Source organism: Actinoallomurus rhizosphaericola (assembly GCF_024055675.1).
GTDB lineage: Bacteria > Actinomycetota > Actinomycetes > Streptosporangiales > Streptosporangiaceae > Actinoallomurus > Actinoallomurus soli.
The window spans coordinates 61,204-83,785 of sequence record NZ_JAMXMW010000022.1 but is presented as its reverse complement, the minus strand read 5'-3'; the positions used below and the strand labels follow the sequence as shown (position 1 = coordinate 83,785).

The 22,582-nt window shown below is 71.2% G+C and carries 19 protein-coding genes; 7 read left to right on the top strand and 12 right to left on the bottom strand.

The annotated features are described in order from the left end of the window. Positions 1-136 precede the first annotated feature (136 nt). The 7 genes from NE234_RS36515 to NE234_RS36485 all read right to left on the bottom strand — a co-directional run bounded on the left by NE234_RS36515 (position 137) and on the right by NE234_RS36485 (position 11,092). Positions 137-3,091: a glycoside hydrolase family 3 protein gene (locus NE234_RS36515; protein WP_252785605.1), complete on the bottom strand. Its 2,955-nt coding sequence runs from the start codon at positions 3,089-3,091 to the stop codon at positions 137-139. Positions 3,092-3,110: 19 nt separating this feature from the next. Next, positions 3,111-4,481 (bottom strand): GH1 family beta-glucosidase, encoded by a 1,371-nt coding sequence (locus tag NE234_RS36510; protein ID WP_252785521.1) that lies wholly within the window; start codon positions 4,479-4,481, stop codon positions 3,111-3,113. Continuing rightward, on the bottom strand, positions 4,478-6,796 hold the full coding sequence (gene yicI, locus NE234_RS36505) for an alpha-xylosidase (RefSeq protein ID WP_252785520.1): 2,319 nt from the start codon (positions 6,794-6,796) through the stop codon (positions 4,478-4,480). The genes NE234_RS36510 and yicI overlap by 4 nt, the downstream gene beginning before the upstream one ends. 17 nt (positions 6,797-6,813) lie before the next feature. Further along, on the bottom strand, positions 6,814-7,677 hold the full coding sequence (locus tag NE234_RS36500; RefSeq protein ID WP_252785519.1) for a carbohydrate ABC transporter permease: 864 nt from the start codon (positions 7,675-7,677) through the stop codon (positions 6,814-6,816). 64 nt (positions 7,678-7,741) lie between these two features. Beyond that, the gene (locus NE234_RS36495) at positions 7,742-8,689 is read right to left on the bottom strand and encodes a carbohydrate ABC transporter permease (protein ID WP_252785518.1); all 948 of its coding nucleotides are present in this window, start codon (positions 8,687-8,689) and stop codon (positions 7,742-7,744) included. A gap of 65 nt (positions 8,690-8,754) precedes the next feature. After that, a complete protein-coding gene (locus NE234_RS36490) occupies positions 8,755-10,044 on the bottom strand; it encodes an extracellular solute-binding protein (RefSeq protein WP_252785517.1) in 1,290 nt (429 codons plus the stop codon). A 76-nt stretch (positions 10,045-10,120) separates the two neighbouring features. After that, complete coding sequence (locus NE234_RS36485) at positions 10,121-11,092, bottom strand: LacI family DNA-binding transcriptional regulator (protein WP_252785516.1); 972 nt, start codon at positions 11,090-11,092, stop codon at positions 10,121-10,123. 270 nt (positions 11,093-11,362) lie between these two features. On the opposite strand from NE234_RS36485, the gene NE234_RS36480 reads away from it, so the two are divergent. Then, positions 11,363-11,791, top strand: coding sequence for a DUF6010 family protein (locus NE234_RS36480; protein WP_252785515.1), 429 nt, complete (start codon positions 11,363-11,365; stop codon positions 11,789-11,791). Between the two features lie 46 nt (positions 11,792-11,837). On the opposite strand, the gene NE234_RS36475 is transcribed toward NE234_RS36480, so the two are convergent. After that, positions 11,838-13,583, bottom strand: coding sequence for a carbohydrate-binding module family 20 domain-containing protein (locus tag NE234_RS36475; protein ID WP_252785514.1), 1,746 nt, complete (start codon positions 13,581-13,583; stop codon positions 11,838-11,840). 189 nt (positions 13,584-13,772) lie between these two features. Between NE234_RS36475 and NE234_RS36470 the strand changes: the two genes are divergently transcribed. Continuing rightward, positions 13,773-14,792, top strand: coding sequence for a LacI family DNA-binding transcriptional regulator (locus NE234_RS36470; RefSeq protein WP_252785513.1), 1,020 nt, complete (start codon positions 13,773-13,775; stop codon positions 14,790-14,792). A 34-nt stretch (positions 14,793-14,826) separates the two neighbouring features. On the opposite strand, the gene NE234_RS36465 is transcribed toward NE234_RS36470, so the two are convergent. Both NE234_RS36465 and macS read right to left on the bottom strand, forming a co-directional pair. After that, entirely contained in the window at positions 14,827-15,447 is a 621-nt protein-coding gene (locus NE234_RS36465; protein ID WP_252785604.1) for a response regulator, read from the bottom strand. Between the two features lie 142 nt (positions 15,448-15,589). Next, complete coding sequence (gene macS, locus NE234_RS36460; RefSeq protein ID WP_252785512.1) at positions 15,590-16,708, bottom strand: MacS family sensor histidine kinase; 1,119 nt, start codon at positions 16,706-16,708, stop codon at positions 15,590-15,592. A gap of 67 nt (positions 16,709-16,775) precedes the next feature. Between macS and NE234_RS36455 the strand changes: the two genes are divergently transcribed. The 3 genes from NE234_RS36455 to NE234_RS36445 are packed head-to-tail and all read left to right on the top strand — an operon-like array spanning position 16,776 to position 18,635. Then, on the top strand, positions 16,776-17,567 hold the full coding sequence (locus tag NE234_RS36455) for a MerR family transcriptional regulator (RefSeq protein WP_252785511.1): 792 nt from the start codon (positions 16,776-16,778) through the stop codon (positions 17,565-17,567). Beyond that, positions 17,564-18,130, top strand: a complete 567-nt coding sequence (locus NE234_RS36450; RefSeq protein WP_252785510.1) for a GyrI-like domain-containing protein — start codon at positions 17,564-17,566, stop codon at positions 18,128-18,130. The genes NE234_RS36455 and NE234_RS36450 overlap by 4 nt, the downstream gene beginning before the upstream one ends. A 10-nt stretch (positions 18,131-18,140) precedes the next feature. Next, complete coding sequence (locus NE234_RS36445; RefSeq protein WP_252785509.1) at positions 18,141-18,635, top strand: GNAT family N-acetyltransferase; 495 nt, start codon at positions 18,141-18,143, stop codon at positions 18,633-18,635. A gap of 56 nt (positions 18,636-18,691) precedes the next feature. Here the strand turns inward: NE234_RS36445 and NE234_RS36440 are convergent, their stop codons facing one another. Beyond that, positions 18,692-19,225: a hypothetical protein gene (locus NE234_RS36440; protein ID WP_252785508.1), complete on the bottom strand. Its 534-nt coding sequence runs from the start codon at positions 19,223-19,225 to the stop codon at positions 18,692-18,694. 133 nt (positions 19,226-19,358) lie between these two features. On the opposite strand from NE234_RS36440, the gene NE234_RS36435 reads away from it, so the two are divergent. Together NE234_RS36435 and NE234_RS36430 are read left to right on the top strand one after the other, a co-directional pair. Then, positions 19,359-20,426: an FAD-dependent oxidoreductase gene (locus NE234_RS36435; protein ID WP_252785507.1), complete on the top strand. Its 1,068-nt coding sequence runs from the start codon at positions 19,359-19,361 to the stop codon at positions 20,424-20,426. Positions 20,427-20,493: 67 nt separating this feature from the next. Then, on the top strand, positions 20,494-21,414 hold the full coding sequence (locus NE234_RS36430; RefSeq protein ID WP_252785506.1) for an RNA polymerase sigma-70 factor: 921 nt from the start codon (positions 20,494-20,496) through the stop codon (positions 21,412-21,414). Here the strand turns inward: NE234_RS36430 and NE234_RS36425 are convergent. Continuing rightward, positions 21,350-22,540, bottom strand: coding sequence for an NAD(P)/FAD-dependent oxidoreductase (locus NE234_RS36425; RefSeq protein ID WP_252785505.1), 1,191 nt, complete (start codon positions 22,538-22,540; stop codon positions 21,350-21,352). The two genes, NE234_RS36430 and NE234_RS36425, sit on opposite strands and share 65 nt — an antisense overlap. Positions 22,541-22,582 lie beyond the last annotated feature (42 nt).

Genomic DNA, 22,582 nt, shown 5'->3' with positions numbered 1-22,582 from the left:
AGTCGGAACGGTCGATCCCCCGATCGGTGAAATCCCCCGATTGATCGGGGCGCCTCGCCTGTGGCGTCCTGGGGCATGGACGAGGCGCCCCTGCTCGTGGGCGGCCGCCGCCCGGTCGGAGCGGCGGCCGGTCCCGCTACTTCAGCGAGAAGGTGCTGATCCGCACGTCCCCGTGGAACACCAGGTAGACGTCGTGGCGGCCCTTCGCGCCCTGCAGAGCGGCGGTCGTGGTCGCGTACTTGTAGACGTCGCCGGTGCTCGACACCGTCGCCGTGCCCGCGAGCGGGCCGGTCGGGGAGTCGAGACGGACCTCGATCGAGCCGTCGCCCGCGCTCGCCTTGGCGGCCGAGGCGGTGAAGGTCGCCGCGCCGGAGCCGAGCGACGCGTCGGCGAACTCGATCCAGTTCCCGTCGGCCGCGCCGACCGCGTCACCGCGCACCTTGGTCTCGTCGACGAGGCGTACGCCCTGGTAGTCGTCGAAGTCGACCGCGCGGGTCGGGGCGGCGAGGTTCCGCGGTGGAATGGTCTCGCCGTGGACCCGCAGGGCGGCGCGCTGCCGGATGTCGGCCGAGGACGCGCCCACCTGCACATCGTACGTGCCGGTCTCCACGACGTTCTTGTCGCGGGTGACGTCCCAGTGCGCCAGGTCGGACACGTTGAACGTCAGGTGCACGGTCTTGGTCTGACCGGCCGCCAGGTGCACCCGCTGGAACGCGCGCAGCTGCTTGACCGGCTGCTTGTCGCGCGAGGTCCGCTGGTGGGTGTAGAGCTGGACGACCTCGTCACCCGCGCGCTTGCCGGTGTTGGTCACGTGGACGGTCGCGGTGACCTTGTGGCCCGACTGGCCGACGTTCAGGTGGTCATAGCGGAAGCTCGTGTACGACAGGCCGTAGCCGAACGGGTAGAGCGTCTGCCCCTGGTAGTACAGGTACGTGCGGTTCGACTTGATGATGTCGTAGTCGAGGATGTCGGGCAGGTCGCCGTCCGAGCGGTACCAGGTCTGGGTGAGCCGCCCGGCCGGGTCGCTGTCGCCGAACAGCGTGTCGGCGAGGGCGTGCCCGGTCTCCGCGCCGGCGTGCGTCGTCCACAGGATCGCCGGGACGTTCGCCTGCTCCCAGTTGAGCGTGGTCGGGTAGCTGTTCTCCACGACCACGATCGTGTTGGGGTTGGCCGCCTGGACCGCCTTGATCAGGTTCTCCTGGCTCTCGGCGAGGGCCATCGTCGTACGGTCGTGGGCCTCACGGCCGTTGATGAACGGCATGCTGCCGACGACCACGACCGCCGCGTCCGCGCCCTTGGCGGCCTTGACCGCCTCGTCCGCGCCGCTGCTGATGACGTCCTTGCTGAAGTGGGACGCCCCGGACTTGGCGGTGAGCGTCAGCGTGCCGTCGGAGCCGGCCTTGAGGTACTTGGCGTCGCCGTACCAGGACTCGTCGGTCTCGTAGCCGGAGTACCGCAGCAGGTAGCTGCCGTCGCTCTGCTGCTCCAGCGAGAACATCTGCTGCACGAACCAGCCGTTCGGCTGGTCCTGGTCGTTGACGACCGTGCTGCCCCAGTTGTACCGGCCGACGTACTTGCCGTTGGCGACGCTGCGCAGGGTGAGCTTGCCCTGGCCCCAGTCGAACGCGTCGAACTGGGTCGTCGCGTCGGCGCTGGTGGCGCTCTCCTTCAGCGCCGCCCCGGACGCCCCGGTCCCGGCGGTGACGTACTTGCCGGTCGTGACGTCCTTGAGGGCGATCCGGTCGGCGCCCTCGCTGTCGGACACGGTGCCGCCGCTGCCGAGCTTCTCCTTGAGGCCGTCCAGCGGGGTCACCTTGTACGGCAGGGAGCCGGAGTACCAGTCGGTGTAGAGGGTCTTCTCCAGCGGGCCGACGACCGCGAGCTTCTTCGTCTTCGCGGCGTTCAGGGGGAGGGCGTTGCCGGAGTTCTTCAGCAGCACGGTCGCCTGGTCGGCGGTCTGCCGGGCCAGGGCCTGGTGGGCCGGGCTGTTGATGACCGACTTGTCGATCTTGGCGTACGGGCCGCCGTCCGGGTCGAAGTCGCCGAGCCGGACCCGCAGGCTGAGGATGTGCGAGACCGCGGTGTCCAGGTCGGACTGCTTCAGCAGGCCCTGGTCCAGCGCCGACTTGACTGCGGCGGTGGTCGGACCGCCGTTGGTGTCGTCGACCGTGAGGCTGTCCAGGCCGGCCTTGATGAGGGCGGCGTCGGCCTCCGGCTGGGTGGCGTAGTAGTGCTCGCTGCCGGTCAGGTTGTTCGGCGCGCCGGCGTCGGTGACGTTGACCAGGTCACGCTTGGTCCACGAGCGCACGACGTCGTTCAGGTCGGGATTGACCGTGTTCGGCCGCCCGTTGACCAGGTTGTACGACGCCATCACGCCGGTGGCGGCGTCGGCGGAGATGGCCGGCGAGAACGCCTTCTCGTCGTACTCCTTCTTGACGCGCGGCCGCAGGTCCGACGAGGTGGTGTCGCGGTTCACCTCGTTGTTGTTGGCCAAGTAGTGCTTGAGGACGGGCGCGGCCCTGAGGTGGTCCTTGTCGGGTCCCTCGATGCCGGAGCCGTACGCCGTGGAGATGGTGCCGGTGAGGTACGGGTCCTCGGAGTAGCCCTCCTCGTTGCGGCCCCAGCGCGGGTCGCGCAGCAGGTTGACGACGGGCGCCCAGAGCTGCAGGCCCCACACGTCCGGGTTCTCGGAGTTGAAGCCGCGCGCCTCGTCGCCGACGGCGGAGCCGACCTTCTTGATCAGGTCCGGGTTCCAGGTGGAGGCGAGGCCGACCGCCTGCGGGAACACGGTGCCGTTCGCGGTCACGACGGCGCCGCCGTTGTGGATGTCGGTGGACCAGGCGATGCCGTGCAGCGCCTCGGTGCCGGTCTTGAAGGGTTTGATCCCGAGCCGGGGGATGGCCGGCTCGTACTGGTGGAGGAGGGAGATCTTCTCGTCGACGGTCAGCCGGCCGAGCAGATCGTTCACGCGGGTCTGGAGGGAGAGATGAGGGTTCTGGAAGGGGTAGGTCTCTTTGGCGTGGGCCGGACCGCTCAGCCCGAGCGTGGCCAGTACGGCCACGCCGAGCGTCGCGGCGATCCGGGGTCTCATCTTCACTAGCTACGACCTCCTAGTCAGTCGAAGCGCTTCGACGTGTTGCCCCCGAGAACTTGGGTCCCTGCGGGAATCGCGCGACGATGTCCTGGTACCAGTGCGCGCTGTCCTTCCAGGTGCGCTTCTGGGTCGCGTAATCCACGTGGACGATGCCGAACCGCCTCGAGTAGCCGTACGCCCACTCGAAGTTGTCCAGCAGTGACCAGACGAAGTAGCCGCGCACGTCCGCGCCCGCCTCGCGCGCCCGCTCGACCGCCGACAGGTGGTCGCGCAGGTACTCGATGCGGCTCTGGTCGCGCACCCGGCCGTCCGGGTCGATCCGGTCGTCGAACGCCGCGCCGTTCTCCGTGATGACGAGCGGGACGCCCGGGTACTCCCGATGCAGGCGCAGCAGCAGCTCGGTCAGGCCGGTCGCGTCGATCGGCCACCCCATCGCGGTGTACGGGCCCGGCTGTTTGACGAACTCGATGTCGTCGCAGCCCACCCAGGGCGACGCCGTGCTGTTCCCGTGCCCGTCCGCGGTGGCGCGCGGCGACACGCCGTCCCAACGCCGGACGAGCGTCGGGGCGTAGTAGTTCACCCCGAGCACCTCCAGCGGCGCCTTGCAGGTCGCCTCGTCGCCGTCCCGGACGAACGACCAGTCGGTGATGCCCCGCGTGTCGTCGAGCAGGTCGGCGGGGTAGGCGCCCTCCAGCATCGGCCCGAGGAAGATCCGGTTGGCGACCGCGTCGACCTGGCGCACCGCGTCGGCGTCGTCGCCGCGTACGTGGTGAAGGTTGAGCGTGACCGAGACCGGGCCGGGGAGCGCGCGGGCGGCCAGGCCGTGCGCGAGGTTGAGATGGTGCGCGGCGGTCAGCGCGGCGACCGGATCGGTGCGGCCGGGCGCGTGCACGCCCGAGCCGTAGCCGAGGAACGCCGAGCACCACGGCTCGTTCAGCGTCGACCACAGGTGGACGCGGTCGCCGAGCGCCACGCCGATCCGCTCGGCGTACTCGGCGAACCGGTAGGCCGTGTCACGGGCCGTCCACCCGCCCGCGTCCTCCAGTTCCTGCGGCAGGTCCCAGTGGTAGAGCGTCGCGACCGGCTTGATGTCGTGCTCCAGCAGCGCGTCGACGAGCCGGGAGTAGAAGTCGATCCCGCGCTGGTCGTACACGCGCGGCCAGGAGATCGAGAAGCGGTAGGCCCCCAGGCCCAGCTCCCGCATGATCTCGATGTCCTCCGGCCACCGGTGGTAGTGGTCGGCGGCCACGTCGCCCGTGTCGCCGTTCAGCACCAGGCCGGGCGTGTGGCTGTAGGTGTCCCAGATCGACGGCACCCGGCCGTCCTCACGGGCCGCACCTTCGATCTGGTACGCGGCGGTCGCGGCACCCCACACAAAATCGTTCATGCCTGTGAAACCCCTCGGATCGTGACGGTCGGACCGGCGGCCTCGACGAGGAGGCCTTGATCGTTCGGCACGATCGTGCCACCGTCCGCCTCGCCGGACCCCACGCCGACGAGCAGCACGCGCCAGTTCGCGGCGTTCTCCGCGGTCACCGTGACCACGTCGCCGTCGCGCGCCGTCGTGAACGTCGCCGCGACCTCGCCCGAGGTGTCCGGGATCTCGGTGGTGACCCGCGCGCCGTCGGCCGGCGCGTACACGTGCAGGGTGACGCCGTCCGCGTAGTCGTAGTCGGGCCGTTCCTCGACCGCACCCATCGGAATGACCGAGCCGGGCCGGGCCAGCAGCGGGACGCTGAGGAAGTCGTGCCGCTCCCGCACCCAGCGCCCGCCCTCCACCGGCTCGCCGGTCAGCACGTGCGTCCAGGTGCCCTCGGGCACGTAGTACGCGGTGTCGCCGTCGGCCGAGAAGACCGGCGCGACCAGCAGGTCCCCGCCGAGCATGTACTGCCGGTCCAGGTGGCTGACGGCCGGGTCGTCGGGGAACTCCACGACCATCGAGCGCATCATCGGGATGCCCTCGCCATACGTCTCCCGCGCCGCGCCCAGGATGTACGGCATGAGCCGCGCCTTCAGCCGCGTGAAGAGGCGCAGGACGTCGACGGCCTCCTCGTCGAACAGCCACGGCACCCGGTAGGAGTGGCTGCCGTGCAGCCGGCTGTGCGAGGACAGCAGGCCGAACGCGATCCACCGCTTGAACAGCGCCGGGTCCGGCGTGCCCTCGAAGCCGCCGATGTCATGGCTCCAGTACCCGAACCCGGACATGCTCAGCGACAGCCCGCCGCGCAGGTCCTCGGCCATCGCCTCGAACGTCGACTCGCAGTCGCCGCCCCAGTGCACCGGGAACGCCTGCGACCCCGCCGTGGCCGACCGGGCGAACACCACGGCCTCGCCCTCGCCGCGGCGCTTGCGCAGCAGCTCGAAGACGGTCTCGTTGTACAGGTACGTGTAGTAGTTGTGCATCCGCTCGGGGTCGGAGCCGTCGAAGTAGACGACGTCCGTCGGGATGCGCTCGCCGAAGTCGGTCTTGAAGCAGTCCACGCCCATGTCGAGCAGCGCGTCCAGCTTCGCGGCGTACCACTCGCGGGCCTCCGGGTTGGTGAAGTCCACCAGGCCCATGCCGGGCTGCCACTTGTCCCACTGCCAGACGTCGCCGTTCGGCTTCTTGACCAGGAAGCCGCGCTCCTTACCCTCCTCGAACAGCTTCGAGCGCTGCGCGATGTACGGGTTGATCCACAGGCAGATCTTCAGGCCGCGCGCCTTGAGGCGGCGCAGCATGCCCTCCGGGTCGGGGAACGTGCGCGGGTCCCACTCGAAGTCGCACCAGTGGAACTCGCGCATCCAGAAGCAGTCGAAGTGGAACACCGACAGCGGCAGGTCCCGCTCGGCCATCCCGTCGATGAAGCTCGACACCGTCTCCTCGTCGTAGGAGGTGGTGAACGAGGTGGACAGCCACAGACCGTACGACCAGGCGGGCACCCGGGCCGGGCGGCCGGTCAGCGCGGTGTACTTGCGCAGGATGTCCTTCGGCGTCGGGCCGTAGATGACGAAGTAGCGCAGCGACTGGCCCTGGACGCTGAACTGCGTGCGCGTGACGACCTCGGAGGCCACCTCGTACGACACGTGCCCGGGGTGGTCGACGAACACGCCGTAGCCCGCGTCGGTCAGGTAGAACGGGACGTTCTTGTACGCCTGCTCGCTGGCGGTGCCGCCGTCGGCGTTCCAGATGTCGACGGTCTGGCCGTTCTTGACCAGCGGGCCGAACCGCTCGCCGAGCCCGTACACGTGGTGGCCGACGCCGAGGTCGAGCTGCTCGCGGATGTAGTGCTTCCCGTCGCCGGTCTCCATGATGGCGGTGGTCTTCGCGCCGCCGCCGGTGATGACCCGGCCGCCGGCGGAGAAGTCGACGCGCCACGGGCCCTGGCGCGCGACCCGTACGGACAGCGCGCCCGAGGTGAGGACGGCGGCCTCGTCGTCCACGGTGACCTCGACGCCGCCGCGCTCCTCGGCCAGCCGGAACCGCGGGTCGCGGGGGACCTCACCGTCGAAGTGGGTGACCGTCACGCCGATGACGTCCGGCATCGGGGAGGTGTAGGTCAGGGTGAGCTGCGGGCCCTTGAGCAGGTCGCCCCGGTGCCGGATGTGCTGGGTCGGCGCGTAGACGCTGAGCGAGTCGGGGCCGGCCTGCACGTCGAGCACCTCGACGGGGTACGAGGCCCGCACGCCGTCCTGCAGCATCCAGTAGCCGTCGGTGAATCGCAAAGAAGTGAGTCCTTGTCCTACTTGACCGCACCCACGGTGATGCCGCGGGTGAGGGTGCGCTGGAAGATCAGGAAGAAGACGACCGCCGGGATGATGCCGAGCAGGGCCGAGGCGCTGGTCATGGTCGCGTCCATCATCTTCTGGCCCTGCAGGACGCCGAGCGCGACCGGCACCGTCTGGTTCTCGTTGGAGATCAGGAAGATCATCGGGAGGAAGAACTCGTTCCACGTCCAGATGAAGAAGAAGACGAACAGCACCCCGAGGGTCGGCCGGCTGATCGGCACGACGACGCGCCACAGGATGCGGAACCGTCCCGCGCCGTCCATCCGCGCCGCCTCGAGGATCTCCCGGGGGAACGTCGACAGCACCGACGACAGCAGGTACGTGCCGAACGCCGTCTGGATCGCGGTGAAGATGATGATCACGCTGAGCCGCGTGTCGTACAGGTCGACCTTCTTCGACAGGAAGTACAGCGGGTAGACCAGCACCTCCTGCGGCATCGTGTTGGCCAGCAGGAACAGCACGAGGATCCACACCCGGCCCTTGATCCGGCCGATGCCGAGCGCGTAGGAGTTCAGCACCGACAGGATCACCGCGAGGACCGCGACCGAGCCGCTGATGATCAGGCTGTTGACGAGCTTGGCGCCGAAGTCGACGCGCTCCCAGAAGTCCTTGATGCCCTGCAGGTAGAAGCCCTTCGGCACCGCGAGCGGCCCGTGGCTGGAGTACTCCGCCGGGGTCTTGAACGCGTTGAACGTGATGATGACGAACGGCAGCAGCATCACGACCGCGAGCACGGCGAGCGCCAGGAGCACCGCCCACGCTCCCGGAGTGCGCCGGTGCGCGGCGGACGTCCCGCGTTTGACGCTGATGGAGCTCATGAGGCCTCCTTCGTCGGCCTCATGAGCAAGCTGCTGTTCCTCTTGATGCCCTCGCTGCGCTCGGTCATGAGTCCGCCTCCTCGGCCTTGTTCTGGCGGTTGATCAGCACCGCCATGACCACGACGATGATGAGCGTCAGCACGGTCGCGATCGCGGCGCCGTAGCCGACCTGGGTCTTCTCGAAGAAGTTCTGGTACGAGTAGTAGGCGGGCACGTTGGTCGCCCCGCCGGGGCCGCCACGGGTCAGGATGAAGACCTTGTCGAAGCTCCTGATGGCGGCGACCGTGCAGGTCAGCAGCACCACGTAGATCTCCGGGCGGATCTGCGGGATCGTGATGTACCAGAACTTCCGCCACCACGACGCGCCGTCGATGTCGGCGGCCTCGTACAGGGACGGGTCGACCCGCTGCAGGCCCGCCATGAAGACGACGAGCGGGAAGCCGATCTGCACCCAGACCAGCACGCCCATCACGGTGTAGAGCGCGAGCTTCGGGTCGCCCAGCCAGTCCTCCTGGAGCGACTTCAGGCCGATCGCCTTGAGGACCGCGTTGAGCGCGCCGTTGTCCGGGGCGAGGATCCAGGCCCAGACGATGCCGGCCACCGCGAACGGCAGCACCTGCGGCAGGTAGATGCAGGCCCGCAGGACCGCGGTCGTGCGCGGGCCGAACCGCTTGGCGATGACGTCGAACAGCACGGACGCCAGGACGAGCCCGACCATCAACGGGATGATCGCCATGGCGATGACGAGCGCGACGTTGTGCCCGAAGGAGGACCAGAAGGCCCCGTCGGACAGTAGCTTGGTGTAGTTGTCCAGCCCGACCCACTTCGGCGAGCCGATGCCGTCCCACGTGGTCAGGCTGAAGCCGATGTTCATGACGAACGGCACCAGGATGACCCCGATGAACAGGACCGTGCTGGGGATCAGGTAGACGGCGTAGGACAGGCCGTCACGTGGCCGGCCGGCGGGCTTGGAGACGGCCTTCGCGGGCGGCGCGCTCAGGGTTTGAGTCATCGTGTCTCTCCGGTACGGGGAGCGGGGCGGCCGGAGCCGCCCCGCTCCCCGCGGTCGGCGGTGTCTCAGTGGCCGATGTTCGAGAGGTTCTCGTTGTACGCCTTGGCGAAGCCGTCGAGGACCGAGCTCGGGGGCGCCGAGCCGGTGATCAGCTTCTGCGTCCCGGCCACGAGCACGTCGTAGAAGGCCGGCGCCGGCCAGTCCGGGTAGAAGCCCAGCGCGTCGTTGTTCGCCAGGGTCTGGTAGTTCTCGATGAGCTTCTTGTTCTTCGGGTCCTTCACGCCGGCGGGGTCGCCGGCGACCGGCACGCCGCCGTTGTCGGCGAGGAGGTTCTGGATCTCCTTCTTCATCGTGATGTTGATGAAGTCATAGGCGAGGTCCTTGTTCTTGGACCCCTTCGGGACGACCCAGAGGTTGCCGCTCGACCCGAGCGTGAGCTTGGTGTCCGGCCAGAGGAAGGTGTCCCACTGGAAGTTCTTGATCTCCTTCTCGTAGCGGCCGTACCACCAGCTGCCGGAGAAGAACATCGGGAACTTGCCGGCGATGAAGGCCGTGCCGGCGTCCTCGGCCTTGAGGCCCGAGGAGTTCTTGGCGATGTAGCCCTTCTTCACCCAGTCGTTGAAGGTGTTCGCGGCGTACGTCCACGCCGGGTCGTGGAAGTCGACCTTGCCGGTGTAACGCTCGTACCGGTCGACCCAGGGCTTGTCCGCCTTGCTCAGCGCGAGCTGGTAGAGGTACTGCTGCGCCGGGTACTCCGCGCCCGCGTTGGACAGCGGCGTGACGCCCTTCTGCACGAACGTGTCCATCGCCTTGGTGAACTCGTCGAAGGTCGTCGGCACCTTGACGCCGTATTTGTCGAACAGCGACTTGTTGTAATAGACCTGCAGGTACTCGGCGTAGTTCGGGACGCCGTACCACTTGTCGCCGCCCATGACGCCCTTGGCGTCGTACTTCGCCGTCTCGGCGACGCTCGGCGGGAGCAGTTTGTCCCAGCCGCGCTTGGTGACCTCGGCGGTCATGTCGGTGAGCAGGCCCTGTTTGGCCAGCAGGCCGGCGGTCGCGTTGCCCTTGTTGTACTCCATGATGTCCGGCGCATCCTTGGAGTTCAGGATCATCGGCGCCGTCTTCTGCATCTGTTCGAAGCTCTTCTCTTCGAACTTCACCTTGACGCCCGGGTGCGCGGCCTCGAACTCCTTGATCGCCTGGTTCCACGCCACCCCCATGGCGCTGTCCTGGGTCTCGTAGTGCCACAGCTTCAGCTCTTTGGACGAAGAGCCGCCGCCTCCGCCGCCGCACGCGGAAAGAGCCAGCGCCCCCGCGGCCAGGGCCGCGAGCGCCTTTGTCGCCTTCAACATCGGGGGTTCCTCCAGTGGGGGTGAAAAACTGTCGAAGCGCTTCGACGAGTGCCGAAAAGAAGAGTCGGTGGGTTCGTCAGGCCGCCGGTGTGCTGGACCGGACGACGAGGCGGGAGGGGAGCAGGGTGGCGCCGGGCGGCTGGTGGCCGTCCAGCTTCTCCATGAGCAGGGCGACCGCCTGGCGGCCGAGTTCCTCGGCGGGAATGGAGATCGAGGTGAGGTCGAGCCGCTCCGCGAGGTCGTCGGGAGCGATCGCGATGAAGGACAGGTCGTCGGGGATGCGGCGCCCGGTCGCGCGGAACGCCGAGAGCAGCGGTTCGACCGCCGGCTCGTTGTGGACGGCGATGCCGGTCAGGCCGGGGTGGTCGCGCAGGAGGTCGTCGGCGGCCTCCCGCGCGTGGTCCGGGTCGCAGGGCCGGACGACCGCGATCACGCCGCGTTCGGCGGCGGCCCGCTGGAAGCCGGCCTTCGTGCGCTCGGCGAAGCCGGTGCCGCGTTCGTACACCGCGGGCGGCGCGCCGATCAGCGCGATCTCGCGGTGCCCGAGATCGGCCAGGTAGTCGGCGCAGGCCGCGCCGGCCGCCTCGAAGTCCCAGTCGATGCAGGTCAGCCCGCTCGGCTCCGCGGGGAAACCGATCAGCACCGACGGCCGGTCCAGCGAGCGCAGCACCGGCAGCCGTACGTCGTGCATCTCGACGTCCATCACGATGATCGCGTCGACGAGGGACGAGCCGGCGACCCGCTCGAGGCCGCCGATGCCCTCGTCCTGGGTCAGCAGCAGGACGTCGTGGTCGTACGTGCGGGCGCTGGTGACGGCCGCGATGACCATCTGCATCACGATGGGCACGTGGATGCCCGAGCGGAGGGGGACGACGAGCGCGATGACGTTGGAGCGGTTGCTGGCCAGGGCACGGGCACCCGCGTGCGGGCGGTAGCCCAGGGCCCGGATACTGTCCATGACCCGGCGGCGCGTCTGGTCGGAGATCGACCGCTTCCCGCTCAGCACGTACGACACCGTGCTGGGGGAGACGCCTGCGTGGCGGGCCACGTCAGAGATCTTTACCAAGGTCTCGCTCCTGTCGAAGCGCTTCGATTGCCGGAATGTTAAGCCCGTCACTCCGGTGGCGCAATGGGCCGTTACGAGAAAGCAATCGTTCGTTGGGAGCGCTCCCATGGACGTTTCGCTGTCGATCGAATCGAAGCGGCAGGTCAGCGGAGGGCGGCGGTCGGCGGCGTCTCCGCGTGGTTGGCGAGAACCCGTTGAAAGCTGTCACTCACGCCACTGGGAGCCGCGCCGCCGTCCGCGTACCCATGGAGCATGGAGTTTCTGCCCTACATCGCGCCGGTCGGCATCGGCATCGTCTACGCGCTGCTGATGTCCGTCATCCGGGGGCCGCATCGGCGGACCGTCAACGCCCTCATGATCGCCGGAGCCGGTGCCGCCTACCTCAGCGGCGGCGGCATGGGCGGCTTCGAGTTCGCCTTCACCGCGCTGCTCGTCTACGTCGCCTTCCGCGGCCTGAACTCGTGGGGCTGGATCGGCGTCGGCTGGCTGCTGCACACCGCGTGGGACGTGGTCCACCACCTCAAGGGCCACCCCATCGTCCCGTTCGAGCACGGCTCGTCCATGGGCTGCGCGATCTGCGATCCGGTCATCGCCCTGTGGTGCTTCGCCGGTGGCCGGTCGCCGCGTGAGCTGTTCCGCCGGCCGCGGCGCCCGGCGCCGGTCCGGGAGCAGGCCGCCTGACGCGCGGGCGCCCGGGACGCCGTGCGTCCCGGGCGCCCGGTACGGGTCAGCGCCAGCTGTCGTTGATGGTGGCGGCCCCGCCGGATCCGGTGGTGTACGACCGGTTCGGGTCGGACTCCCAGGTGACCGAGCCGTCCGGGTTCTTCTTGAGGTACTTGTACTGGAAGGTGGTGTTCGCCGGCAGGGACACGGTGACGGACCAGGTCGGGTAGCCCGCCGACGACAGCGCGACGGCGCTGCCCGGAGCCCAGGTGCCCAGCGCCGGGATCGAGCCGACCACGAAGACGTTCTGCCCGTAGTACGTCGTCGCGTACTCGTTGAACGTCACCTGCACGACGCCGGTGCCGCCGCCCCCGCCGCCGGTCCCGGTGGCCGCGACGTCGATCGCCACGGCGCTCCCCGGGCCGACGGAGAAGGTCGCGTTGCCGGAGCCGTCCACCGTGACGGCCGTGCCGGTGCACTTCCCGGAGGAGACGCCGCCGCCGATGACGTCGCAGTACGTTCCGGCGGGCAGGCCGGTGGCGAACGTGCGGCTCAGCGTGCTGCCGGAGTTGTTGATGGCGACGTAGCCCTTGGCGCCGCGGCCGAAGGCGATCTGGTTCGAGCCGTCGGACCACCAGTTCGTGACGGACGTGCCCTTCACCGCGTTGTGCCAGCCGACCATGCCGCCGAGCACGCGGTCGAGGCAGCCCTGCCAGCCGCTCGCGCAGGTGGTGGCGGTCACGTACCCGTTGCCGTCCGCGGGCGGGGAGTCGTCGGTGCCGGTGAAGTCGAAGCCGGAGTAGACCTGCGGGGTACCGAAGTTCCAGGCCAGCGAGAAGATCGTGGCCAGCCGGTACTTCGCGCCGTCCTTGTAGGACAGCGTGCTGCCGTTGCGCTCGGTGTCGTGGTTGGCGACGAAGACGACGGACTTGTTGCTCGGCTCCATGCCCCAGGACTGCCCGAAGCTCTGCAGGTTGGCGATGCCGCCGTTGAACTGGTCCTTGAGCTTCTGGCCGTAGACGAACTCCAGCAGGTCACCGGTGCCCTCGAAGGCGCTCGGCGCGAGGCTGCCGCTGCTGCCGGGCATGACCTCCTGGTAGATGTACGCGGACCTGGTCAGCTTCCCCTCGATGGCGGCCAGGTCGGTGGCGCCGATGTGCTTCGCGGCGTCCACGCGGAAGCCGTCAACGCCCAGGGAGAGCAGGTCGTTGAGGTAGCCGGCGATCTTCCCGCGCACGTAGTCGGACTCGGTGCGCAGGTCCGACAGGCTGCTCAGCTCGCACTTGGTGACCTCGGTGTAGTCGTTCCAGTTGTGGATCTGGTCGTCGGACTCCGGGCAGTCCGACGGGTAGTTGTGGAAGTCGGCCGAGGAGTAGATGCCGGGGTAGTTGTACTTGGAGAAGGTCTTGCCGCCGTAGCTCGTGCTGCCCTGGCCGGTCATGTGGTTGATCACCGCGTCGGCGTACACCTTCACGCCCGCGGCGTGACAGGCCGACACCATGGCGGCGAACTGCGACCGGGTGCCCATGCGGCTGTTCACGTCGTAGTCGGCGGGCTGGTAGACCTCCCACCACGGGTGGCCGCTGCGGGTGAGGGAGTCCTCGGGCGGGGCGACCTGGACGGCGCCGTAGCCGTCGGGGCCGAGCACGTTCGTGCACTCGGAGGCGACGGAGTTCCAGTTCCACTCGAAGAGGTTGGCGATGACGTCGTGGTCGCCGGTGGGCGACGCCGTGGCGGGGCCGGCGCCGGCCACCGGCGAGATCGTGGCCGCCAGCGCGACGGCCAGCGCGGGCAGCAGGCGTTTCAGCATGCGGGGCCTCCTGGGGTGAGGAGAGTGGGCGGGGTCCCCCGAGGGTCTGGCGACCGCTGTGTGTTTCCGCTGTGTCGCCGTGACGGTAACCCGCTCGTAGGTTGTTATCAATACTTTTCTGCAAGGTTGCGAAAGATTGCAGCGGTGACGTCAGCGCCGGTCATCGCGTCCGGCGGTACATTCGTGCATGTGAGCATGCGCCTGGCGGACATCGCCGCCCAAGCCGGAGTGAGCGAGGCCACCGTGAGCCGGGTGCTCAACGGCAGGCAGGGCGTGGCGCCGGCGACGCGGCAGGCGGTCATCGACGCGCTCGACGTGCTCGGGTACGAACGGCCCACCCGCCTCCGGCCGCCGCGCAGCGGGCTCATCGGCCTGATCGTCGCCGAGCTGGACAACCCCATCTTCCCGGCGTTCGCCCAGGTCATCGAGAACACCCTGGCCGTGCACGGCTACACCGCGGTGCTCGGCGCGCTCGCGCCCGGCGGCATCAACGAGGACGACTACACCGACCTCCTCCTCGAACGCGGGGTCTCCGGGATCGTCTTCGTCTCCGGCCTGCACGCCGACTCCCAGGCCGATCACGGCCGCTACAAGCGGCTCACGGACCGCGGGCTGCCGATCGTGCTGATCAACGGCTATGCCGAGGGGGTCGACGCCACCTTCGTCTCCAGCGACGAGGTCGGCGCGATGGAGCTGGCGGTGGCCCACCTGGCGCACCTGGGACACCGCCGCATCGGGCTGGCCGTCGGCCAGGAGCGGTTCGTGCCGGTCATCCGGAAGACCGAGGGATACCGCCGGGGGATGGCCGAGCACCTCGGGATCACCGAGGTCGGCGACCAGGTCGTCAACACCATCTTCACCGTCGAGGGCGGCGAGGCCGCGGCGAAGCGGCTGCTCGACCAGGGCTGCACCGCGATCTGCTGCGGCAGCGACATGATGGCGATCGGGGCGATCCGCGCCGCCCGGCAACGCGGCCTGCGGGTGCCCGAGGACGTGTCCGTCATCGGCTTCGACGACTCCCCGCTGATGGCCTACGTCGATCCGCCGCTCACCACGGTCCGCCAGCCTGTACGCGAGATGGCCCTCGTCGCGGTGCGCAGCCTGCTCGACGAGATCCAGGGCGTCGGCGCGCCGCACACCGAGCTGGTCTTCCGGCCCGAGCTGGTCGTCCGCAGCTCCACCGGCCCGCTCGGCTCCGCCGACCAGTAGTTGCGGCGACTTCCTGCAAGACGGTGCCGGGCGGTCAGCCGAGGCCCTGTTCCAGCGCGTAGCGCACGAGCTGCGCCTTGTTGTGCAGCTGCAGCTTGGTCAGGGTGTTCTGCACGTGGTTCTGGACCGTACGGTGCGACAGGACGAGGCGTTCGGCGATCTCGCGGTAGGTCAGGCCCTTGGCGACGAGCCGCAGCACCTCGGTCTCCCGGTTCGTCAGCCGGGGCGTCTCCTTCTCCGGCGCCGCGACCAGCCGGCGGTACTCCCCGAGGACCAGCCCGGCCAGCCCGGGCGTGAACACCGCCTCCCCGGCCGCCGCGGAGCGCACCGCCGCGACGACCTCCTCCAGGGACGCCGACTTGGTCAGGTAGCCGGTGGCGCCCGCCGTCACGGCGTCGAGGACGTCCTGGCGCTCCCCGCTCGCCGACAGGACCAGCACGCGGACGGACGGATCCGCGGCCAGCAGCCGCCGCGTCACCTCGGCGCCGCCGAGGTCCGGCAGGTGCAGGTCGAGGAGGACGACCTGCGGCCGGGTGGCCCGGGCCACCCGCAGGGCCTGTGCCCCGTCGCCGGCCGTGCCCACGACCGGGAGGCCGGCCGCCGCCAGCCGGTCCGCGATGCCGTCGCGCCAGATCGGGTGGTCGTCCACGACCAGCAGGCGGGGCGGACCGCCGTCGTCCACGGTCGCGGGCCTCGTCTCGCCGGAGCTTGCGCCGGCGTTCACGGGGCCGGACCTCGTCTCTCCGGAGCGAGCGTCAACGTCCATGATCTCGGGCCTCGTCTCTCCGGAGCGAGCGTCAACGTCCATGGTGTCCGACCTCGTTCCTCGGAATCCGTAGTTCGACCTCGGTGCCCCTGCCGGGCGCCGACGTGACGGCGGCCTCCCCGCCGAGCTCGGCGATCCGGCCGACGATGGACTGCGCGACGCCGAGACGGCCGGCCTCGGCCGCCTCGGCCAGCCGGCCGGCGGCGAACCCCACTCCGTCGTCCCGGACGCTCACCGCGACGGCCTCGCCCTCGTCGTCGAGCAGCACCCAGGCGCGCGCGTCCGGGCCCGCGTGGCGGCGGGCGTTGTCGAGCGCCTCGCCGGTCGCGGCGGCCAGGGCCCGGGCCGCCGCCTCGGGCAGGAGCACCTCCTGGGCGGGGCAGGAGACGGTGACCCGGTCGGCGGCCAGGGGTTCGAGCAGCGTCCGTACGTCGAGCCGGCCGTCCGGGGCCGGGGCCGGCGGGAGCGCGATCAGCGTTCGCAGCGCCGTCTCCTGCTCCCCGGCGAGCCGGCCCAGCTCGGCCGCCTCGCCACCGAGCTCCCGGCCGCGCGCGCTGACCAGTGCGAGGACCTGCAGGACCGAGTCGTGGATGTCGCGCGCGATGCGCTGCCGCTCGGCCGTCGCCGCCTCCCGCCGGGCCGCGCGGTCGAGGGCGGCCTCCGCGCGGAGCACGAGCCGTACGACGTGACCGCCGACCGTCCCCGCGATCAGCAGCAGCACGATGCCGTTGAACGTGTTGCGCGGCAGCGCCTGGCGTTCCAGCAGGTCGGCGGCCGACAGGACCGTCGCGCCCGCGAACCCCGCCCACGGGCCGCCGGCGACGGCGCAGGCCAGCACCGGCGCGGCCGCCCAGCACAGGGGCAGCGTCCCCGCGCCGTGGTCGATGCGGGCGGCCGTGTCGACCAGCCAGGTGGCGAGGATCAGGGCCGCCGCGACCGCGACGTCCGCCCCGGCCACCCAGGGCCGACGCGCCGACGCCCGCGCGTACGCCGCCGTGACCAGCGCCGACCATGCCGCCATCACGGCGAGCGCCACGAGGCCGCCGCCGGGGTGCGCGTACCGGTGGTGGTCGCGGACGATGACGACCGCCGCGTACACGAGGGCGATCAGCCGGTAGACCCCGACCGCCCGCCACATCTGCTCGACCACGACTGCGACATTACGGGCTGAGGGCACGAATCGCCCCCGACTGGACTCTCCCTCTGCGGGAGACCCCATGCTGATCCCCGTGAACGAGGGATACCTGCCGATCGGGCGGTTCGCCCGGCTGTGCCGGCTGAGCGTCAAGCAGCTCCGGAACTACGACGACCTGGGGCTGCTGGTCCCGGCGCACGTCGACCCGGACACCGGATACCGGTACTACCGGCCCGACCAGTCCCGTGACGCCCTCGTCATCGGCCTGCTGCGCTCTCTCGACGTGCCGCTCCCGGCGATCGGCCGGGTGCTGGCCGACGGGACCGGCGCGCTCGGCGGCGTACGGGACGCGATGGAGGCCGACCTGGCCCGCAGGCGGCGCAACCTCGCGGCGCTGGAGCGCATCCTCGCCGACGGGCTGCCCCGTCCCGAGGTGAGCCTGGTCCGCGAACCGGCCCGCCGCGTCGCCGCCGTGCGCGACATCGCCCCGCCGGACGGGATCGGCGCGGTCACGTCGGCGTGCGTGGCACGCCTCATGGGCGCGCTCGCCGCGACGGGGCTGGTCGTGGCGCCGATCGGGCTGTTCTCGCTGGACCTGGCCGCGGAGGTCCCGGTCACGATCGCCGCCGAGACGGACGCGGCCGTTCCGGGCACGACGCCGGACGTGCTGCGCGGCGGGCTGTTCGCGTCGGCGACCCACGTCGGCCCGTACGACCAGATCGGCCTGACCGCGCACGCGCTGCTGGCCTGGGCGGGCGACCGGGGGCACACGCCCGCCGGGCCGCTGCGGGAGGTCTACGTCTCCGACCCGGCGAACACGCCGCCAGAGCGGCTCGTCACCCACCTCATGATCGAACTCAAGGAGTCCGAATGAACCCCTACTCCGCCGCCGACGAGCCCGAACTCGTCGAGTTCGGCCCCGCCCGCGGCCTGTCCGTCTCCGGACAGGGAGAGCCGGGCGGCGCCACGTACAACACGTGTTTCGCAGCGCTCTACGCCGTCGCGGGCGGCCTGCGCGACGTGGCCGCGCGGAACGGAGGAGCGTTCGACCTGCCGCCGCTCGAGGGGCGGTGGTGGGTCGAGGACGAGCGGTCGCCGTTCGACATGCCGCGGGAGGAGTGGCACTGGCACCTGTTCCTCCGGCTCCCGGACACGGTGGAGGACCGCTGGTACGACGAGGCGCGCGAGGCCGCGCCGCACCCGGCCGCTCCGCGCGTGCAACTGGTCACCTACACCGAGGGGCGCTGCGTCCAGGTGCTGCACCGGGGGCCGTACGCCGACGAGCCGCGCACGCTCGCGCGGATGGACGCCCATCTGAAGGAGACGGGGATGGTCGCGAACGGCCTGCACCACGAGGTGTACCTGTCCGACCTCTACGAGACCGACCCGGAGAAGATGCGCACGATCCTGCGGCTGCCCGTCCGCCCGGCGGTCTAGTCTCGCCCGTGTGACGCACACTCCGGCCGAGCCCCGGCGGTACCGGCTCGACGCGATGCTGTCCCGGCCGCCGGTGCCGGCCGACGAGTCCTTCCGTACGCCGACCCGGGCGGACCTGCCGCTCCTCGGCGCGCTCATGTGGGACGCCTACCGCGGCACCCCCGACGAGCGGGACGCCGGCGACGGCGTCGCGTCGGCCACCGAGGAGATCCGGCTGACCTTCGACGGGGAGCACGGCCCGTTCGTCCCGGAGGCGTCCTTCGTCGCCGAGGAGGACGGCCGCCTCGTCGCGGCCGCCCTGGTGACGGTGTGGCGGGGCACGCCGCTGCTGGCGTTCGTGTTCACCGCCTCATCGCACACCGGCCGCGGCCTGGCCCGCCGGCTCATCCGCGCGGCGATGGGGGCGCTGGCGGAGCTCGGGTACGACCGGCTCTCCCTCGCCGTGACCGAGGACAACGCGCGCGCCCGCACGCTGTACGAGTCGATGGGGTTCGCGCCCGTCTGAGAACGGCGGGTGCGGCCTCCGGTCCGGAGGCCCCACGCCGGTCAGTCGCACGCCGGTCAGTCGCGTGCCTGGTAGACGGCGCCGGCGAAGGGCAGCGCGCCGCCCGTCTCGCGCTCGTCGGGCGGCGTGAGCCCGGCCGCCGCCGCCCACGCGTCGACGAGGCCGGCCGGCCAGGACGACCGTTCCCCGGGGAGGACGACGACCACGCCGCCGGGGGCCAGGGCCCGGCCCAGTTCGCGGACGGTGTGCCGGGGGAACGCGAAGGTCTTCGGGTCGAGGCGGCAGACCATCACGGGAACGCTCGCGGCGGAAAGGGGCAGGTCGATGTCGACCTCGCCGACGTCGACCGGCGGGACGTTCCCGCCCGCCCGCCGTACCGCGCGCCGCAGCGCGCGAACGTCGCGCCGATGCGGCACGGACGCCTCGACCGGCACGCCGTCGGCGATCAGCCGGGCGGCCAGGTCGTGCAGGTCCGGTCCGACCAGCCGTACGGGCGCGGCGCGCCGGGCGGCCGCGCCGGCGAGGAGCGCGCCCAGGGTCGCGTCGTCGAGGAGGGGACAGCCGTGCGCGGCGAAGGCCGGTGTGCTCATCGGCGCGCCGTTCGGCCGGTGCCCGCGACGGGGGTCGCGGTGGGGCGGGGCTGGGTCACCGGAGTCCTCCCACGGTTTATCTGTATTCTGCAATTATCCTAACGTACGGCTCTAACCAGGCATTATTCAGGGCATGAACGACATCGACGTAGCGATCGTGGGGCTCGGACTGGCCGGATCGGCCACCGCGTGGGCGCTGAGCCGGCGGGGCCGGAGCGTGGCCGCCTTCGAGGCGTACGGGCCGGGCCACCGGCGCGGCAGTTCGCACGGCCACGCCCGGATCTTCCGCCGCGCCTACCTGGACCCGCTGTACGTCGAACTGACCGGCCGGGCCGGACGGCTCTGGGACGAGCTGAGCGAGTCGGCGGGGGAGCCGCTGCTGACCCGTACCGGCGGTGTCGACCACGGGCCCGGCCGGGAGCCCGCGCGCATGGCCGCCCTCCTGCGCGACCACGGCGTCGCCGCCGAACTGCTCGACCCCGCCGAGGCGGCCCGCCGCTGGTCCGGCATCCGGTTCACGGGTCCCGTCGTCTTCGACCCGGAGGGCGGCGTCCTCGACCCGGAGGCGTCGATGGCCGCCCTGGTCCGGCTCGCCGCCGCGGCCGGCGCGCACGTCGCGTACGACACGCCGATCCGGGCCCTGGAACCGGACTCCACCGGCGTCCTCCTGCACACCGACCGGGACACCTGGCACGCCCGCACGGTCGTGGTCGCGGCGGGCGGCTGGACCGCTCCGCTGCTCGACGGCCTGGTCCCGCTGCCGCCGCTGACCGTCACCCAGCAGCAGGTCTTCTTCTTCGACACGAAGGACCCCGGCCCGTGGCCGACCATCGTGCACGGCGAGACGACCCTCGACGTGTACGCGCTGCCGGAGGGCCCGTACCTGAAGTTCGGCGCGCACGTGGGCGGCACGGTGACGACCGCGGACGACCGGAACTTCGTCGTCGATCCGGCCGCCCGCGAGAGTGCCGTCGAGTACGCCCGGACCTGGCTGCCGGGCGTGGACCCCGAGCCGCGCTCGGAGGTGACCTGCCTCTACACCACGACGCCCGACGAGGACTTCGTGCTGGACCGCCGGGGGCCGTTCGTGGTCTGCTCCGCCTGCTCCGGGCACGGCGCGAAGTTCACCCCGCTGATCGGCGAACTCGCCGCCGACCTGGTCGACGGCCGCCCTCCGGTCGACCGGTTCGCCCTGCGCTGAGCACGGCCGCCGGCGCCTTCGCCGTGCGAAGATCGGAGGAACCCCATCCCGGACCGGAGTCCCTCCCATGACGACGATCGACACGGCCGAGGCCACCCGGATCTTCGACGAGCACCGGGACCGTCTGCACGCGATCGCCTACCGCCTGCTCGGCCGGACCGGTGACGCCGAGGACGTGGTGCAGGACTCCTGGCTGCGCTGGTCGGACGTCGACGTCGCCGAGGTGACCGATCCGGAGGCGTACCTCGTGCGGGTGGTGACGCGCCTGGCGATCGACCGGCTCCGCAGCGCCCAGGCACGGCACGAGCGGTACACCGGCTCCTGGCTGCCGGAGCCCCTGGTCACCGGCCCCGACGTCGCGGACGAGGTGGCCCTGGCCGCCACCGTCTCGACCGCCATGCTCGTGCTGCTGGAGTCGCTGTCCCCCCTGGAACGGGCGGTCTTCGTGCTGCGCGAGGCGTTCGGCTACTCCTACGCCGAGATCGCCGCGATGGTGGAGCGCAGCGAGGCGTCGGTGCGCCAGACCGCCCGCCGGGCGCGCGAGCACGTGGAGCGACGCCGCGTCCGCTACGACACCGACCGCGCCACCCGGGCCGAGGTGACCGAACGGTTCCTCGCCGCGGCGGCGGGCGGCGCCCTCGCCGAGCTCATGGAGGTGCTCGCGCCGGACGTGACGCTGGTCAGCGACGGCGGCGGCAAGGCGCCCGCGCCGCGCAGGCCCATCCTGGGGGCCGAAGCGGTGGCGCGGGCGCTCGTGACGTTCGCCGGGCGCATGCCTCCCGAGCCGCGCGTCGAGATCGCGGAGGTGAACGGCGGCCCCGGCATCGTCGTCTACTCCGGCGAAACCCCCGCCGTCGTTCTCACGCTGCATCTCAGCGACGGCGCGGTACACCTCATCCATCTGGTCAGCGCCCCGGACAAGCTCACCGGGCTGCGTCCGGCCGGCCGGCACGCCCACCCGCGCGGGCGAGGAATCGGGCGGGGATGACGACCCGCCGCGAGAGGCGGTACATCTTGGGCGGGCTGCCGGTGACCACCGCCTTGTACGCCACCGCGGCCCGGCCCCTCAGGCAGAACCGGCCCGGCGAGTCGTCCGGCCGGGTGAACTGAATGACCGCGTCGCGCCGGCCGAGGCTGACCGGCTGGTGGATGTAGCCGAACCGGAACGGCCCGGGCCGCCTGCCCCGCAGGCGCCGGGCGATGGCGTCGGCGGCGTGCGCGGCGGACGGAATGCCACTCTGGCACGTGCCGTGAATCTCGCCCCACGCCTGCCGCACGGCCGCGGCGTCACCGACCGCGTACACCGACGGGTGGGAGACCGACGCGAGCGTCGCGTCCACCACGACCCGGCCCTTCCCGTCCACCCTCAGCCCGGCCTCCCGGGCGAGCGGCGCGGCGACGACCCCGGCCGTCCACAGGCAGGCGTCCACCGGCAGCACCTCGCCACCGGCCAGTTCGACCGCGTCGGGCAGCACCTTGGTCACCTCGACCCCGGTGCGCACCTCGACGCCCAGCCGGTCCAGCGCGCGGCGCAGGTGGCGGCGGGCCCTGTCACCCATCATCGAACCCGGTTCGCCGTGGCCGAGCAGAATCACCCGCACCGCCGGGTGGCTCTCGGCGATCTCGGCGGCCGCCTCCACACCGGTGAGGCCGGAACCGACCACGGCGACCGTGCCGCCGCCCCGGCGTCCGAGACCGGCCAGCCGTTCCGCGAGGCGGCCCGCCTGCGCCGGACCGTCCAGCGTGTACGCGTGCGCGCCGACCCCCGGCACGCGGGTGTCGGTGACACCGCCGATCGCGTACACCAGGTGGTCGTAGGCCAGCGTCCGCTCACCGTCATCACCGGCCACGCGGATCTCGCGCCGCACCGGGTCGATGCTCGTGGCCAGGCCGCGTACGAACGCGACGCCGGTGCCCTCCAGCATCTCCGGGATGCGGTGGTCGGCGAGGGACTGCCCGGCGGCCGTCTGATGCAGCCGCAGCCGTTCGGTGAACCGGTCGGACGGATTGACCAGGACCAGCCGGACGTCGGCCCGCCGCGTGCGGCGGGCCAGCCGGACCGCGCTCATGACGCCGGTGTAGCCGCCGCCCAGCACGACGATCGTGGTTGTCATGACGTTCTCCTCTGGCGCCGGTGCCCTGGTCGGGCACCTTCG